At 33.7% G+C, this 16,656-nt stretch carries 16 protein-coding genes; 4 read left to right on the plus strand and 12 right to left on the minus strand.

Annotation, left to right across the window (positions count from 1 at the left end):
- From H8R24_RS00510 to H8R24_RS00535, 6 genes are all read right to left on the minus strand, one after another.
- Positions 1–780, minus strand: a complete 780-nt coding sequence (locus H8R24_RS00510; RefSeq protein ID WP_187016621.1) for a hypothetical protein — start codon at positions 778–780, stop codon at positions 1–3.
- Between the two features lie 56 nt (positions 781–836).
- Positions 837–1,562 (minus strand): hypothetical protein, encoded by a 726-nt coding sequence (locus H8R24_RS00515; RefSeq protein WP_187016622.1) that lies wholly within the window; start codon positions 1,560–1,562, stop codon positions 837–839.
- A 145-nt stretch (positions 1,563–1,707) separates the two neighbouring features.
- Positions 1,708–3,138 (minus strand): aryl-sulfate sulfotransferase, encoded by a 1,431-nt coding sequence (locus H8R24_RS00520; RefSeq protein WP_187016623.1) that lies wholly within the window; start codon positions 3,136–3,138, stop codon positions 1,708–1,710.
- Between the two features lie 38 nt (positions 3,139–3,176).
- Positions 3,177–3,836 carry an SCO family protein gene (locus H8R24_RS00525; RefSeq protein ID WP_187016624.1) on the minus strand — a complete coding sequence of 220 codons (660 nt, stop codon included), beginning with the start codon at positions 3,834–3,836 and terminating at the stop codon, positions 3,177–3,179.
- Complete coding sequence (locus H8R24_RS00530) at positions 3,817–4,428, minus strand: toxin-antitoxin system YwqK family antitoxin (RefSeq protein WP_187016625.1); 612 nt, start codon at positions 4,426–4,428, stop codon at positions 3,817–3,819. Before H8R24_RS00530 ends, H8R24_RS00525 begins: the two co-directional genes overlap by 20 nt.
- A 136-nt stretch (positions 4,429–4,564) precedes the next feature.
- On the minus strand, positions 4,565–5,323 hold the full coding sequence (locus tag H8R24_RS00535) for a YHYH protein (protein ID WP_187016626.1): 759 nt from the start codon (positions 5,321–5,323) through the stop codon (positions 4,565–4,567).
- Between the two features lie 251 nt (positions 5,324–5,574).
- Between H8R24_RS00535 and lysS the strand changes: the two genes are divergently transcribed.
- From lysS to H8R24_RS00550, 3 genes are all read left to right on the plus strand, one after another.
- Entirely contained in the window at positions 5,575–7,278 is a 1,704-nt protein-coding gene (gene lysS, locus H8R24_RS00540; protein ID WP_187016627.1) for a lysine--tRNA ligase, read from the plus strand.
- A gap of 88 nt (positions 7,279–7,366) precedes the next feature.
- The gene (locus H8R24_RS00545) at positions 7,367–8,692 is read left to right on the plus strand and encodes an AAA family ATPase (protein WP_187016628.1); all 1,326 of its coding nucleotides are present in this window, start codon (positions 7,367–7,369) and stop codon (positions 8,690–8,692) included.
- Positions 8,689–9,198 (plus strand): hypothetical protein, encoded by a 510-nt coding sequence (locus tag H8R24_RS00550; protein ID WP_187016629.1) that lies wholly within the window; start codon positions 8,689–8,691, stop codon positions 9,196–9,198. The genes H8R24_RS00545 and H8R24_RS00550 overlap by 4 nt, the downstream gene beginning before the upstream one ends.
- A gap of 45 nt (positions 9,199–9,243) precedes the next feature.
- Here H8R24_RS00550 and H8R24_RS00555 read toward each other — a convergent pair whose 3' ends face one another.
- Entirely contained in the window at positions 9,244–10,269 is a 1,026-nt protein-coding gene (locus H8R24_RS00555; RefSeq protein ID WP_187016630.1) for a 2-hydroxyacid dehydrogenase, read from the minus strand.
- Positions 10,270–10,659: 390 nt separating this feature from the next.
- Between H8R24_RS00555 and H8R24_RS00560 the strand changes: the two genes are divergently transcribed.
- Positions 10,660–11,175, plus strand: a complete 516-nt coding sequence (locus H8R24_RS00560; protein ID WP_187016631.1) for a porin family protein — start codon at positions 10,660–10,662, stop codon at positions 11,173–11,175.
- A 69-nt stretch (positions 11,176–11,244) separates the two neighbouring features.
- Here H8R24_RS00560 and H8R24_RS00565 read toward each other — a convergent pair whose 3' ends face one another.
- The 5 genes from H8R24_RS00565 to H8R24_RS00585 all read right to left on the minus strand — a co-directional run bounded on the left by H8R24_RS00565 (position 11,245) and on the right by H8R24_RS00585 (position 16,639).
- Complete coding sequence (locus H8R24_RS00565; RefSeq protein WP_187016632.1) at positions 11,245–13,044, minus strand: hypothetical protein; 1,800 nt, start codon at positions 13,042–13,044, stop codon at positions 11,245–11,247.
- 164 nt (positions 13,045–13,208) lie between these two features.
- A complete protein-coding gene (locus H8R24_RS00570; protein ID WP_187016633.1) occupies positions 13,209–14,180 on the minus strand; it encodes a transporter family protein in 972 nt (323 codons plus the stop codon).
- Positions 14,181–14,185: 5 nt separating this feature from the next.
- A complete protein-coding gene (locus H8R24_RS00575) occupies positions 14,186–15,223 on the minus strand; it encodes a cytochrome-c peroxidase (RefSeq protein WP_187016634.1) in 1,038 nt (345 codons plus the stop codon).
- Between the two features lie 141 nt (positions 15,224–15,364).
- A complete protein-coding gene (locus H8R24_RS00580) occupies positions 15,365–16,144 on the minus strand; it encodes an MbnP family protein (RefSeq protein ID WP_187016635.1) in 780 nt (259 codons plus the stop codon).
- Positions 16,145–16,255: 111 nt separating this feature from the next.
- A complete protein-coding gene (locus H8R24_RS00585; RefSeq protein ID WP_187016636.1) occupies positions 16,256–16,639 on the minus strand; it encodes a hypothetical protein in 384 nt (127 codons plus the stop codon).
- Positions 16,640–16,656: the final 17 nt, after the last annotated feature.

Genomic DNA, 16,656 nt, shown 5'->3' on the forward strand with positions numbered 1-16,656 from the left:
TTATTCAAATTCTACTTTAAAACTTAAATCCATATTGTCTGAAAGATTTTCCATAGCAATGTCTTTTACAAAACTCTTTCTATCTGCTGCTATTACAACGCCTGGCATCGATACTGTTTTTATTTTTTTAGGAAAATGATATTCAATTGAATATTTACATTCCTTTAAAAAATCTCCTAACTTTTTCGAAAATTCATCTTCAGGCTCTTCCTCTTTTTGGGGCTGTGTTTTTGATTTTTCCTTTACTAACTTCTTTTGTTGCGACTTTGTTAAGGTAACTGTTTTTGTAAAATATTTACCATCATAGCTAAAACTGGTATTACTTGCATTTTTATCCTTAGCAGGAGTTATCTTTTTTGCTGGAATTTTTTTATCTGAAAGGGATAACAATGATGCCGCTTTAGTTGGTGACATCATATTGGACATACTATCTACGGCAGGAAAATCAAACTCCATGTCATAGCTAAATTCCTTTTCGATCTCATTAATTTTCATTTTTACCCGAAAGCCTTCAAGCAACTTGAATTGTGCTTTTTCAACCTCAGATAATTTGGAAATACTGTCTTTTAATGGCAACATTATTTCTTTAAAAGTAAAAGTAGAGTCCATTACTTTGGGAACTTTAGTAGAATCTGTGGATTTGCCCATTTTCATTAGAGCCGAAACGTCAAAACCATAAGAAAATGTACCCGAACCATCTTCGTTCATTACCATTTTTTCTTTGATGGTGCAACTTGTAAAAACAAAAATCGAGAGTAATACTACGTATATCTTCTTCATCTTTTTTTTGTAAAGATACAAACTCTACTTTAAAAGACTAAACTGTTTTGCATTCATTAGTCCAATACTACCTCTAGATTCGTACTAACAGGGTTCTTTAAAAAATCTAAAATAGCAAACTGCAACTCGAAAGATTTTTTATCAGCACTAATTATAGCATTAGGATTTGAAACCGATTTAATTTTACGTGGAAAATGATATTTAAGTAAATAAGTTTGAACCAAGTTATATTGATATACTTTATTGTAAGATTCAAGTTTTTCCTTTTGCTCCTTAAACATCGCTTCATCAGTTATTGAAACAACTCTATTGAATTGATTGTCCTTTAATGTGTATCGAATGTTATAATAATGTTCTTCGGCAGTTAATGCGTAATTGTGCACGATATCACTAATATAATTTTCTGTTTTCGAAAGATCAGCCACATCCGCTACTTTTTGAAAATCTTGTGAAATGGTCGTTCTAAAATCCTTATCAAAAGCACTTTTTTTAATATGTACTTTCACATTTTTAAACTTATTGAACATCTCTTGCTCAGTAGCGGTATATTTAACAAAATTATTATTGTATTTAGCAATATAATCTTGAAAAATATAGGTAGTGTCCTCAAATACAGTTTCTTTAGTATATTGCTCTCCTGCTATTTGCATATAGCTGTTTTCATTCCTATGACTATCAAATTCTATCGTTCCAGAATTATCCGAATTTATATTTAGAGTTTCGGTAACCTCACAACTATTTAAAAATACCAACGCGAGTAGTAATAGAATATTTTTTTTCATTTTATTTTTTTTTCGGCACTAAAAGTAATACGATTTAATTTTTCAAACTAAATTTTAACAAAATATTCTTACAATAAAAAAGACACCTTGCTAGAGTGTCTTAGTCCTATTTACTGGGGCATCATCTGCAATATTTTTTTGTCCATTATTTACATGAGGTCGAAATTAAATTTACATCTTCAATTGTACTTCCAGATATCAAGGTATGCCCCGTAAATCCACTATAAGTTTTAGGATAAAAAGTGCTTCTGAAAACACTATTTTGTGCAGCGGTAACACCTTGTTTCAAAACACCTGAAGTGCTTACTGGATTGATGTATTGCCAAACGGTAGTACCACTACTATTTATTTCGGTAAAAATCCCCGCTGGACCATTACAAAAAAGCACGTTACCATTGGACAATTGTTGTGCGCCAGAAATATTTTGAGCATACAAGCTATTTGGATTTCCGTAATTGTAATTCCATGATGTTGTAGCAGGTAAATAAGGTAGTGTTTGCGTATAATTGTACCCGCTCACAGGTGGTTTTATAATTTCTATTGTCGAATAATTCCCTCCAGTTCTTCCGTTTCCATTATTGAAAATCATAATTTGGTTTTCGAATGGAAATCCCGACTCTATCCAATAAGCGTTATGTTGTCCGAATAATTGCGTTGTTGTTCCCGTGTTGTATGCCAAGGAATTCCCCCATCGATAAAGTAAATCGCCACCATTACCTGAGTTTCCTCCCGCATGACTTTTGGCTTGAGCAGTAGTTGTACTGTGATCAATAATCCATACTTCATTAAAGGAATGCGAACTAACCAATATTTGATCTAATGAAGCATTATAATCTATTGAATTAAGATGAATCCAATCTTGATTTGTAGCACTTGCATTGTAATTGATATTGATCAATTTTGAAGATGAAGCTACGGTATTAAAATTCGCTTTAGATGCGTCAAAATCTTGAACTAAATGATCCCATAAATGCCATTCCCAAACAATGGTACCTCCAGAAGTTCCTGTAGGTTTGATTTCAATTATTTGCTCACTCCACACAGTTGTGGGAACCAAATTTGGATTTCGCCCTTGTGCAATAGCTTCTGTATTTGTTTTTGACTCCCATGCTATCACTAAAATATTCCCGTTAGGCAAAGCTTTTACATCGTGATGTTGACATTGTAAAGCATCCGAAATTGTATAACTCCAAGTCACATTTCCGTTCCAATCTATTTTTTCGATAATTCCACCTTTTCCACCTGCATTAAAAGTAGTGTTATTGGTGTTTCCTGGACGCAGTAAGCTACCATCTGACAACAAATAGCATGACTGTCCTGGTTTATAACTGCTTGCCCAAGTTTTTACTTGCTTCCCGCATTTATCAATTAAATAAGTGGTGTTGCTGCCTATTGGTGCAAACAAAACATAGCCATCATTTAGTGCTCCAGCATCGTTACGAATTAATCCTACGGTATTTAAAACTGCCGGAATTACTGGGGTTTCACTAGGGTTATCATTTGAAGTACTACAAGAAATCACCATTATAAAGATGAAAATCGAAGATATTACTACTGCTATTTTCTTATTGGTCATACTTTCATGGCTTATGGTTTCTTATCCCTTTAAAATGCTTAATTTTCTTTTTTTAATGTAATAATATCCTCAATAATTCTATCCATTTCTATAGCAAGGGTACCATTATAAATTCCTCGTATGCGTTGTTTTTTATCCACCAAAATAAAATTTTCAGTATGTAAAAAATCATTCGCTTTCCCGAAATAACCAATAGAATCTCCAGCGAAATATTGTTTTTTCGCTATTGAATAAAGCGCCTCTTTGTCACCGGTAAGCAAGTGCCATTTTCCAGAAATACAACCTTTTTCTTTAGCGTATTCTTTCAATACTGGAACTTTGTCAATCTCTGGAGCAACAGTATGTGATAATAATAAAACAGCATCATCATTCTTGAATTTGTTTTGCAAAATCTCCATGTTATCGGTCATCTTTGGACAGATACTACCACAGCTGGTAAAAAAGAAATTAGCTACATAAATTTTACCGTCAACCGTTTCTTTTGTTATTGTTTCGCCATTTTGATTGGTGAAAGAAAAGTCAGGAATAGTATGGATTTTAGTATATTCAGGACTGTCTGCGCTAATCCATTCTGGAGTAAATTCATAGGAATTAAAAAAGGGAAGTCCCTCATCATCCTCTTTTACTTTGTTGCAAGAGGAGGTTATAATTACTAGCGCAATTAATAAAGTCCAGTTGTTATTTAATACTTTTTTCATAAGGGTTTTTACATAATTTAATTCCGATTAAACCGTATTTCTTGCCTTTTTTAATCACATAATTGGCACGCACGCTACCGTCTTCGTACCATAATCTTTCGCTACCTTCTTCGTGTCCGTTAGTGTAGTGAAATTTTTTAAATAAATGTCCGGTTTTGTACCATTCTAGCACTTCACCATGAAACTCATCGTTGTAAAAATGGTATTTGTATCTAGGCTTTCCATTTTCCCACCAGTTTTGGTGTACGCCTTCTTTTTTATTGGCGATATACAGGCGCTCTTCGGCTAAGATTTTATTGTCGTGCCATAATTTTTGAACACCTTCAAGCATACCGTTTAAATAGGATTTTACAAATGCGGTGTCTTTACTAGGATACAGCTCATATTGTTTTCCGGAATATTTTTCGGTTTTAAAATACAAGGTGTCTTGTTTGAAATTGAAACCCGCATCTGACGCCACTTTATAAATCGAAGGCGTTTTTTGCGCTTGTCTTTTAGGCGCCTCTTCTGGACTTTGATTGCAACTAATAAAAAATACTGTCGCAATCAAAGAGAAGATTATTTTTGTAAAAGAATTGATTTTTAAACTCATTGTATTTAAATACAGATTTGCTCCGCCTTTTTGTTAATGTTCTGGCTACCCTTTCTTAAAGGTTTTTGAATTTTGTTAACCACAGATACATAAAATAAAATCTTAGTATCTTAACAACTTAGCGATAGGCAAAAAACTAATTAGAAAATGTTCCCGCAGTACCGTAAAATCCGCTTCCGTTGATGTAAGGATCAGAGTTAGTGATGTGGTAATGGTAAATTCCGTTTGGATAGTCAACAGTTACCCCTGTGTGGCCGTGATAGACATCTAGACCAGTTACAGCAGTACCGTTTTCTTCAGGACCATAAACAGGAAAGCCATCTAGTAAAAACCCCATTAAGGCATCTTTCCCTTTGGTTTGTGTTAAATAAAGAGGTTCTATATGATAATGATACATACTTGTTGCTGTAGGATGTCCCCAATATTGATCAAAAGATTGGAATTCATCAGTCAATGGCTGGTTAGGACCTGCGTATTGATTGAAAAAAGGCACTCCGTTTATAGCAACGCCAATAGCAGCTAATGGAGTAGAAGCATGTGTTGTGGCAACTACAGGATTTAATGGTATTTTAAATGTATACGCATTTGTTAAGCTAATGATATTTGGATTCTTTTTGAAGGTGTAATTTCCAAAGGTAGTTGTCCCACTAAAAGCTTCGTATTTAGCATTAGTGGTTGGGTAATACACACTCTTATGATCCGGTTGACCATTGGTTTTAATGGTAATATAAGTACCGTCAGAGGTGATGCTTGAAGCGCCATAAACTTTCTTATATACATCAGGTACTGTGGTCGAACTAGGCGCACTCGTTGCTGCACTTTCTTCAGAACTACTGCAAGCATAAAGTACAAAAACGGCTACTAAAGAGGCTATTGCCACGATTGTTTTTCTCATATTTTTTTTTAAAAGTTTATCAATTGAATATTCATCATTCAAAGTTATATAAATTAGACTAATACAAGAGAATAAGGTTTAATTCTAAAAGTGTAAAATTAACGTTTTTGCTAATCTTACTATACTTAACTACATATGTAGATTTTATATCATGCAATTTTTCATCAGCGATAGCAGGCACAAATTAGCGCTTTTCACTTTGCAAAATTAACACATAAAGACTATCTTTGCGCTCTTAAAATCAGAATAAAATGGCATTATCAGAACAAGAAATTATCCGTAGAGAAAAACTACAAGCCTTACGTAATTTGGGTATCAACCCTTATCCAGCAAATCTTTTCCCTGTAAATCATACTTCGAAACAAATAAAGGAAAGTTTTGAAGAGGGTAAAAAGGTGATAGTTGCCGGGCGTTTGATGAGTGTAAGGGATCAAGGAAAAGCTTGTTTTGCTGAATTGCAAGATAGCGAAGGACGTATTCAACTGTACGTAAATCGTGATGTACTTTGTGAGGGCGATGATAAAACATTGTACAATCAAGTATTTAAAAAATTAACCGATCTAGGTGATTTTATAGGTATCGAAGGAGAACTGTTTACTACAAAAGTAGGTGCACAGTGCATCCGTGTGGACCAATTTACTTTTTTGAGTAAAACATTACGCCCATTGCCTTTACCAAAGGTTGATGAAGACGGAAAGGTACATGATGCTTTTAATGACGCCGAATTGCGTTACAGAATGCGTTATGTGGATTTGACGGTAAACCAAAACGTAAAAGAAACATTCATTAAGAGAACAAAATTGTTCAACTCGATGCGTTCTTTCTTTAATGATGCAGGATATCTTGAGGTTGAAACTCCGGTTTTACAATCAATTCCTGGTGGTGCAGCGGCGCGTCCGTTTATCACACACCATAACTCACTTGATATGCCATTGTACATGCGTATTGCAAATGAGTTGTACTTAAAAAGATTAATTGTAGGTGGATTTGATGGAGTATATGAGTTTTCTAAAAATTTCCGTAATGAAGGAATGGATAGAACACATAACCCAGAATTCACCGCTATGGAAATATATGTAGCCTATAAAGACTACAACTGGATGATGGAATTTACCGAAAACTTACTAGAACATTGCGCTATTGGTGTAAATGGAACCAGTGATGCTACTTTTGGTGAGCACCAAATCAGCTTCAAAGCCCCTTATGCGCGTGTAACAATGACTGATTCTATCAAGCATTTTACAGGTTTTGATATTTCTGGTAAAACAGAAGCAGAACTTTTTGAAGCAGCAAAAGGAATGGGTATCGAAGTAGATGCGACAATGGGTAAAGGAAAATTGATCGATGAAATTTTTGGAGCAAAATGCGAAGGAAATTACATTCAGCCAACATTCATTACAGATTACCCAAAAGAAATGTCACCACTTTGTAAAGAGCACCGTGACAATCCTGAATTGACAGAACGTTTTGAATTGATGGTTTGTGGTAAAGAAGTAGCAAATGCGTACTCTGAATTAAATGACCCAATTGATCAAAGAGCCCGTTTTGAAGACCAAATGCGTCTAGCAGAAAAAGGAGATGATGAAGCAACAGGAATTATTGACGAAGATTTCTTGAGAGCATTAGAATACGGAATGCCACCTACTTCTGGATTAGGAATAGGAATGGACCGTTTGATGATGTTCTTGACCAATAATGCATCGATTCAAGAAGTGTTGTTTTTCCCTCAAATGAGACCAGAGAAAAAACAAATCACTGTTGAATTGGAAGCTGACGAGAAAACGATCGTTGCTATTTTACAAGCGAATGAGAACCAAATGGAATTTGGTTTACTAAAAATAAAATCAGAATTAAGCGGTAAAAAATGGGACAAAGCTATGAAAAACCTTTCTGCTTTAGGAATGACTGAAGTCGTTGTTGAAGTAGACGTGAAAGCGTGTCGATTAAAAGGATAATTATTTAAGCTTACATAAATTGTAGAAAAGGAACTTCGTATTGGAGTTCCTTTTTTAATATAATAAATTATTTACTTACTTTTGAAACATGGAAAGAGCAAAACTTATCGTTAAAAATTTCGGTCCTCTAAAAGATATTGAAATCGAAGTTAGAGAAATGGTTACTTTGATTGGAGCACAAGCTTCAGGGAAGAGTACTTTGGCTAAATTGCTTTCAATATTTGAAAATGAAAACTTTAGAAGAGATCATAATATTACATTCGAAGAAGAATTAAAAAAGTATAATATCTTCTCTTATTTAAAGGAAGACTCGTTTATAAAATACCACAATGCTAATGATTTAAGCAACCTTCCTTTTGGTTTTACTTATTCAAATAAAACATTAACAAAAGGGAATACATTAAACATATTTGAAACAATAAAAGCTTTTTCTAAAGAAAAGGGAGCAGATAAATTAAAGTTGATTAACGATATAAAAAAAATAATTAATTGGGATTTTGATTTTTTACGATATGAGATTAGCCTTTTATTTAAATTAAATACTATTTTTAATGACACCCAAAAAAGTACAAAATTTATTAATTATCTTACAGAAATAAAGGCTAAACATTTTGATGCAAGTAAACTTTTAGAAATATTAGAAAAAGAAGAAAGTCTAGAAAATTATATTAATTTATACGATTCTATAATCAAGATATTTCCTGATATATATATTAATGACTCAATCTACATACCGTCCGAAAGATCCTTTCTACATTTAATTGAGGGAAATACATTAGGCTTAATAAAAAATAAAATACAAATTCCAGAACATATATTAAATATTGGACTTGAATATGAAAAAGCAATTCAAACTATCAAAGAATTACCTTTAGTTATTATTAATAAAAAAATAAAATACAAACGAGAAGGAAAATCTTCATATATCTATCATAATGAAACTGAAAAAGTTGATTTATTAGAATCAGCTTCTGGATTACAATCGGTAATTCCAATTTTATTATTAGTTGAATACTCTAAATCATTAAAAGACAAGTATAACTTCAATTTTGTAGTTGAAGAGCCAGAATTGAATTTGTATCCAAAAGCACAACACGAATTAATTAAATATTTGGTTAAAAATTGTTTGTTTGATAGAAAAAATCTAATATTGACTACTCATAGCCCTTTTGTATTGGCATCAATAAATAATTTATTATTAGCCTATGATAAAGGTCAATCTAAGTCAAAAGAAGTTAATAAAATTATCAAAAAAGAATCTTGGTTGAATCCAAAAAATTTCATTGCTTATGAGTTGAAAAATGGAAAAGCAAAACTAATAATGGATGATAAATTGGGGCAAATCAAAGAGAATATGATTGATTCGGTTTCTGATTCTTTTGCTGACGAATTTGATAAATTATTGGATTTATGATAAATCAACTTAGAGAAGCTTTTCCTCAAATTGAAATTAATTGTCTAACTACAATTATAGATAAACATACTTTCGTTTTTGAATGCCCTGAATTTAAAAAAGGACTTTTTGTGAATGCCACAAAAAAATATCATTTACATATACAGAATAACATAAATTCACAATTCTATTTTATCCAAAATGATGACTGTGTCATGAAAACCGTAAAAGGTGGCCAGTGTGATTATGTTATCCTAAATGATTTTTCTATCTATTTTACTGAAATTAAAGCAACTAAAGAGAATCTATCCGTTCGCAGAAAAAAAGGACTACAACAGTTAGAAAATACGATTAAATTTTATTTGAACAAAATTGATTCGATTAATCTCGAAAACAAAAACGCTTTAATTTGTTTTGACAACAATAAAAGAATTGCGCCACAAGCTAGCGTATCATCAAAACGAAAAGAATTCAAAAATAAATATCAAATAAATCTCCAAGAAGGGAATTATATTTTATTTGAATAAAAACTAAAAAAAGGAACTTCTAGTCGAAGTTCCTTTTTCGCTTTGTTACGCTAGCAAAGCTAGTTTGTTATCTATATCCTCTTTTGTTAGTAGTGATTCAATATTACCTAAAGTGGTTAAAGCAATTTGCGTTAAAGCTTCATTAGTAAAAAAGGCTTGATGGGCCGTAACTAAAACATTTGGAAAACTCATTAATCGCTGGATCTCATCATCTTGAATAATATCATCCGATAAATCTCTAAAGAATAATTTTTCTTCTTGTTCGTATACATCAATACCTAAATAACCAACTTTACCATTTTTAAGTGCCTGAATTATATCTGAGGTGTTAATTAATGCACCACGACTGGTATTGATAATCATGACATTTTTTTTCATCATCGAAAGCGCTTCTTCATCTATTAAATGCTTTGTTTGTTCATTTAAAGGGCAGTGTAGCGAAATGATTTCTGCTTGTTTAAAAATGCTTTCTAAATCTGTGAAAATGACGCCTTTTTTTTCCATTTCTGAATCAACAACTACATCAAAAGCGAGGATCTTACAACCAAAACCTTTAACTATTTTAGCGAAAGCTTTCCCGATATTTCCCGTTCCAATAATACCAATTGTTTTACCATGCAAGTCAAATCCCAATAATCCATTTAAAGAAAAGTTTTGTTCTCTAACTCTGTTGTACGCTTTATGTGTTTTTCTATTTAAAGTTAAAATCAAAGCCATCGCATGTTCAGCAAAAGCTTCAGGTGAGTACGAAGGAACACGACAAACACGAATATCGTGATTCTTGGCGGCCTCTAGATCTACATTGTTAAAACCTGCACATCGAAGCGCAATTATTTTGATCTTTTTTTGAGCTAGTAATTCTATAACTTCAGCGTCAACAACATCATTTACAAAAACACAAACAATTGTTTCATCTTGAATTAACTCAACCGTTTTATTATTTAATTGAGACTCGATGTAATTAATATCGAAGTTGAAATCAGTTGTGTATTTATCAAAAAAAACCTTGTCATAGGGTTGCGTTGAAAAGAATGCGATTCTGGTTTTTTGAATATCAATAAGTGCTTCCATCTGCTGATTGCTATTAATTTCAAGTAATTTAGGAATTATTAATCTAAAAAGTGATCAATAATTACTAAAATAAAAAGTAAATAAATACTCCAGCTAAACAACAGCACTTCTATTGATTTGAGTAGCTATAAAATTAAAAAAAGTCAGCATTATAGAGCTATTTACCAACTTGATTTTTAACTTATTATACTACAATAGATATTAAAAGACTACATGGTGCGACTAATTCATGTAACGAGATCTGGGCTGAAACTTTCTTTTTTTTTCAAAACCGTAGTGAAATTATTTCATGCTTTTTTTTGTAAGCAGTACCCTGCGTTAAATAAGTCATAAAATTCTTATATGCTTTAGTTAAACTGTTATTTTTGAGTCAACAAAAAACAAACAAATATGAAAAAAATTATTTCATCAATGATTGCAATATTCGCTTTTACATTTGCGAATGCACAAGCAAAAGACGATCAGGTTTCAAAAGGAAAATGGCTGATCGAAGCAAATACTGGCTTTGGTCAGAACGTGGGAAGCACTTCTATTTACTTTTCCTCTACAGATGGTGTCTCTTCTTTTAATATAGGAGCCGAAGGAGGTTATTTCATTATGGATAATTTAGCGCTAAAGCTAGGATTAGGTTATGGTGAAGTTGATGGTGTAGGAGATCCAATTGCTTATAAAATTGGTGCTAAATATTACTTTAAAAAAATGATTCCAATTGAACTATCCTATAACGGTGTAGGAATTGGTCAAGCCGATGCAAATCCTACTTATATTGGTGCTCAAGCAGGTTATGCGTTCTTCTTAGGGAAAAATGTAAGTATTGAACCTGGAATTCGCTATAATATGGCAACCAATCAACAATATTATGACAACAGTTTGCAATTTAATATTGGCTTTGCTTTGCATTTTTAGAAACGCATTCTCAGCTTCATATGCTAGGAAAAAAAAGCGACTTGATTCATTTCAAGTCGCTTTTGATTTTTATACTAATTCTGGAATTTTAAAATCTTGTAATTCTTGTTTAAAAAAGAATAGTGATGCTTCTGATGTGGTCTTTTCGACTTCAGAAAACCGAATAGATTCGAACAGTGATTGGTAATAGCTGATCCCTTCCAATAAATTGTTTTTGAAAGCATTCCACTTTTTTACTTGACCTGCAGTTATCGTTTCTGAAACGGTATTGATTTCATTTTTCAAATAGTCAATATACATTTTCAATTCTTTGACAAACATATTTGGTCTATTAGTAGCCGTCAAAACCGAATCATTACCATAAATGTGTTGCACCATCTTTGAAAGTGAAACTTCCTTATCAAAATAAGCCATATTAGGTCCCGGACAAATCACTACCCCTTGCGCTTGTCCCTTTATTTTCATGTCGTTTTCAAGATAGGAAGCATTAGCAAGTCCTACACAAAGACAAGATTTATCAGTAATTTTATTCTTGGCATTGTCATACATAGCAGCAGTTAATGTCTCTTTTGTAGCTTCTAACTCTTGTAGTTTTACATCTTGGTATTTCTTTGAAGCAGTACATATTCCTTCTGGCCCTAATTCTTTGCTTAACGCCAAAAATCTTTTCGGGCAAGAACTCCCTGCTTTATTTTCCTGAATTCTTTTTTGCTTCAACGCCTCATTAGTCGTACCTCTCAATGTATTAAACGGAATTCCTAATGGTGATATCGGACTTAAATATAAATCTTCTTCTTTGGCTTTCGCCAATAGTTCACGGGTATGTGCATCGACTGAAGTAGCTTCGGGAACTAATAAAAAAGGGCTTCCCCAACCCACAGAATCTACTTGATAATGATCCAATAAAAAATCATGTTCGGCAGCTGTACCCACGCCACCTTGGACAGTGATTTTTAATTCTAATGGATGCTCAGGAGTGTGTTTTCCTTTTTGAGTTAGTGCTTTAGTCATTAATTCATGTGCCGATTGTATTAACTGCACCTTCTTTTCTTTGAATTCCTCTAAAATAGGTCCTAATAAAAAACCATCGGTTGCAAAGGCATGTCCGCCGCAATTCAATCCTGATTCAATTCGATATTCAGAAACCCAAAGTCCTTTTTTGGCCAAGAAATTCCCTTGGATCATTGCCGATCTAAAATCACTTACTTTCAGTATTATCTTCTTACTCAACTGATTGTTCTCATCTGGAAAAAAGACATCAAAATTCTCAAAATAACTATACAATCTTGGATTCATTCCCGCCGAAAGCACTACTGATGAAGTCAAAGTACTATTGGCAAAACCACGAAGCGATGCATGAGCATCATTAAATTCAGTAGGCAATTGTTCTTCCTTAATGAAATTGTCTTTATCGACTTTGGTCATAATGTTAACATCAATGGCACCAGGACTTAAATTAGAGTCCAAGTAGTTCATAATAGCCTCTTTACCTTCTTCCATCATGTTTTGTAATCCTTGTTTGATTTCTGATTTATTAGGCAACATTGCAATGTAATTTTCTAATGTTTGCTTGCTTTCGGCCAATTCGTTTTTAAAACTTTCGAACTTATCTTTTACAATTTTATCAACTAAATTCAGATATGAAGTCACGCGCTCCGCACGATAATCATGCATTTTTTGAGTGATTTCTTGGTAAGGAAGATTAAATTTCGAGCTATAAAAAGCGCTCATTTTTTCTATTAAATCATCATCAATGATCGAAATCACTGACGAGATTCCGTATTTCGCTACACGAACCGGACTGTCAATCGTGTAAGCCAATCCCATTACTGGGATATGGAAAGTATGCAATGGTTTTGTAGTTGTCATGGATTATAAATTTTAAAATAAATAGTCCACAAATATTAGCATTATCATCCATAAAAAAACTGATATTTATCATACCCCATTTTGAAACCAAAAAAAAGGCTAACCTTTGAAAACAATTTCAAATGCTAGCCTTTTCAACTCATTTAAAGAGACTTAAACAATTGCTACAAAGTATAATTTAAGTTTACGCTCCATCTATAATTAGCTTCAATAGCTCCGTTTGCCAGATTTTGATTGACCGGCAACATGGCATTCACGCCCAATGAAAACTTATCTTTACCTATCTCAAAACCAAATTTCCCAAACAATATATCTCCAGCTGTATTTTGCACTCCAGTACCATATTGCTTGTTTTGTCCATACACTTCGCCGGCTAATCCTATTTGAGGAACAACCTGAATCGATTTTAAATCTAACAAATAAAACAAGGTACTACCATAATTAAATTGGTTTCCGAATTGGTAATTCTTGTCGTTTTCTGTTTTAAAAGTATAATTCAACATCGTATTCAACCCTAGATTTTTCTTTTTTATAACGTACTCTGTCAGCAATAAATAATCCCAACTCCCTGTTCCTAATTGAAAACTTTGGTTTACCGTTCCTAAATTATTTGCTGCTTTAAATTTACCCGTTGGGATTTTCACTCCACCACCCAATTGCAAATTGTGCGTAAACACAGTACTGTCCTTTTGCGTCTTGAACAAGGTATAAGTTGCCATCACCGTAACATCCCCTAGTCCACTAATTTGATCTGTACCAGTTGCTAGTTCCCTATTATGAAAATGATAAGGTATCAACGCTGTCACTTGTACTTTATCTGAAATGGGGATCTTGGCCCAAACTTGGGTTGTATTAAAGTTCTCGTCAATCCAAGGAGAATTGGCAAAAATCCCATCTCTACTCGTATAACTTTGATAAAAATAACGCAGCCCTACAAAATTAGCGTTCAGCATCGAGCTAAAACCCATGCTTCCGCCACTGGCTGAGCATCCGCAGGCATCGCAATCAAAATCTAAAGCGGCATCCAATTGCATTTTTTGAAAAGTAAAGCTAGAAATGCTGTCTTTTACCGGATTTGCATGAGCAAATTGTAGTACTAACAAAGCAAAAAGCACTTTTATGATTGTGTTTTTCATAGTATTTAATATTCTGAGAATCGTTTATCTGTTAGATATTGATTGTCTGTTAATGTTTTTAGAAAGACTATTAATTGTATTTTTTCTATTGTTGTAAGCGCAATTCCTACCATGCCATTTTGCTTTAAAATAGGATCTAATGTAGCCGACTCAGTAACGCCTGAACTATAAAAATCCAATACTGCCTGTAAAGTTCCAAAACGTCCATCATGCATATACGGTGCCGTCATCTCGACATTACGCAAGCTAGGCACCTTGAATTTATAATAATCGGTTATTAGTTCAGTTACACGGTAGCGCCCCACATCATTGATAGCCGGATTGACTACTAAGCCATTGTTGCGAAAAGAATTATCCGTCATCAAATCCGTGGCGTGGCAAGACGCACATTTAGACTTAAATAAAGCGTAACCCGCTAGTTCATCTTCTGATAACGTTCCTCCAGTTTCTAAGCGGCGGTATTTATCAAAACGAGAATCAGAGGACGTAAGCATCACCATAAATTGCGAAAGCGCTTTTAGCATGTTTTCGATCGTAATTGCTCCGTCATTAAACGCTTGCTTGAACAATGTTTTATAAACTGGATCAGCTTTTAGCATGACTAGAATAGCCGTTAAATCACCATTCATTTCGACCGTACTAGTCAAAGGTATAATGGGTTGCAAATCCAGATGACTTGCCGCTCCATCATACATAAAAGTAGTTTGGTATCCCATGTTTTGAATTGCAGGCGTATTTCTAGTACCAATTCCTTCACCAACTCCATGACTAAAAGTATGTCCGTGGTGGGTGAATGCATTTTCTTGAATGTGGCAAAACCCACAAGAAACCAAGCCATCTGAAGACAAACGGCCATCATAGAAGAGTTTTTTTCCTAGTTCAAATCCTTTTTCGGTAGGTGGATTAAGCGTTACATCATAGACTAAATCTGGAAAATTAGCGGGAACCGTAACCGTTAATGGTTTGTCAATATAGGCATCATCATTATCCGTACAACTGAATAATAATGGCACAAGTACTAAACAATAATATATGTTTTTCATCTCACAATGTTTTAGATACGAAGAAGTTCTAAAATAGCCCCGACTGAACCGGTATCCCGCGCCTTTTTTTGGCGTGGATAAAGGAGAAGGCGGGACAACTATTCCTTATGGAAAGGAATAGCTGTGCTCCTTCTAAATTATTTAATCGTTGTGAACATGAGCCACTGAGAACATATTTATCAAGTTAGCTGTAATTAGCGCTAAGCTTGAGCCTCCCATGATAGTTGCGCTTTCGGACAGTTTGAATTTATTGGTCCCGTCAATGATTTTTGACGCATCGGCAACGATGTGAATTTCTGGAGTTATTGTCGTTCTCACCATTGCGTTTGTAGGCAATGTAAGTGTTACTTCGGTATAATTATAGTCGGTTCCCGTTTGTCCTGTATGTACTTTAAAATCGGTCGCTGTAGTTACTGTAGGTGAGGTAAATGAACCTTCGAAAGCCATAAATTTATAACCTGCGGTCCAACTCCACATCATTCCCGCCGCTTGAGCAGTCGCTAAGAAATCGCCTTGACCTGATGCTCCTAGTTCCCATTGTGTTTTATCTACACCGATACCAAAAGTTACCTTTGTATAATTTCCCGCAGGTACATCTACTAATCCAGCTACTCTTTTTTCAGAATCCGACTCGTCAATTATAAAATAACTTTGACTTTTTGGGTAAGTATAGGTTGTTCCATCCTCTTTTGTCAAAACAATATTGCTTACAATATATTTTAAAGTGCTTATTTTTAGCGCTTCATTATTTGAAGTGGTATATGATTGACTGTTTAATAATAAGTCATTCTCTCCATACGAATTATCAAATTCTAGGTCTAGATTTCCTGTTCCTGAGATCGCTACTTCATCACTTGAACATGAAGTTAAGGCTGCACTGATAGCAATTATAGCCACTGCTTTATTTAAAATATTTTTCATTTTGTGTTTTATTTTTATTCTTTAATTTAAAATAATGATGCGCACAAGTTTGTTCCAATTGAACGGATTCAAATGGAAAACACAGCTGGCACTAGCACTGTTTACTATTATTTAAGAAATAAAAATGGGAGGATGAAAAATACGGTTCGTATCTATACTCGAATAGAGATTTGTATACTTAGAATTCATAACAACAGCTGTAGCATAACTACCACTATCGAACACAAACTCATTTACATTTTGAACGAAAAGATCGTTTATAGTATACGCATTTACTTTTTTATTATTAGAAGAGGTCGAAGCTGCTTTCTCTTCGTCGGCTGCTTTGGCTAATTCTTGCATCAAATGACATTTACCATTACATTGTAATGCCGGCTTGTCTTTATTGATACACAATACAGTAGAAATATAATCATAGTCAACAGCATATTCTATCACTGGAAATACCGGTTTTAGAAAAAGTACTAAGATGATTATGACTGCTATTTTTTTCACTTTGCAAATATAGCACA

It is taken from the genome of Flavobacterium muglaense (assembly GCF_014305155.1).
In the GTDB taxonomy this organism is placed as follows: Bacteria; Bacteroidota; Bacteroidia; order Flavobacteriales; family Flavobacteriaceae; genus Flavobacterium; species Flavobacterium muglaense.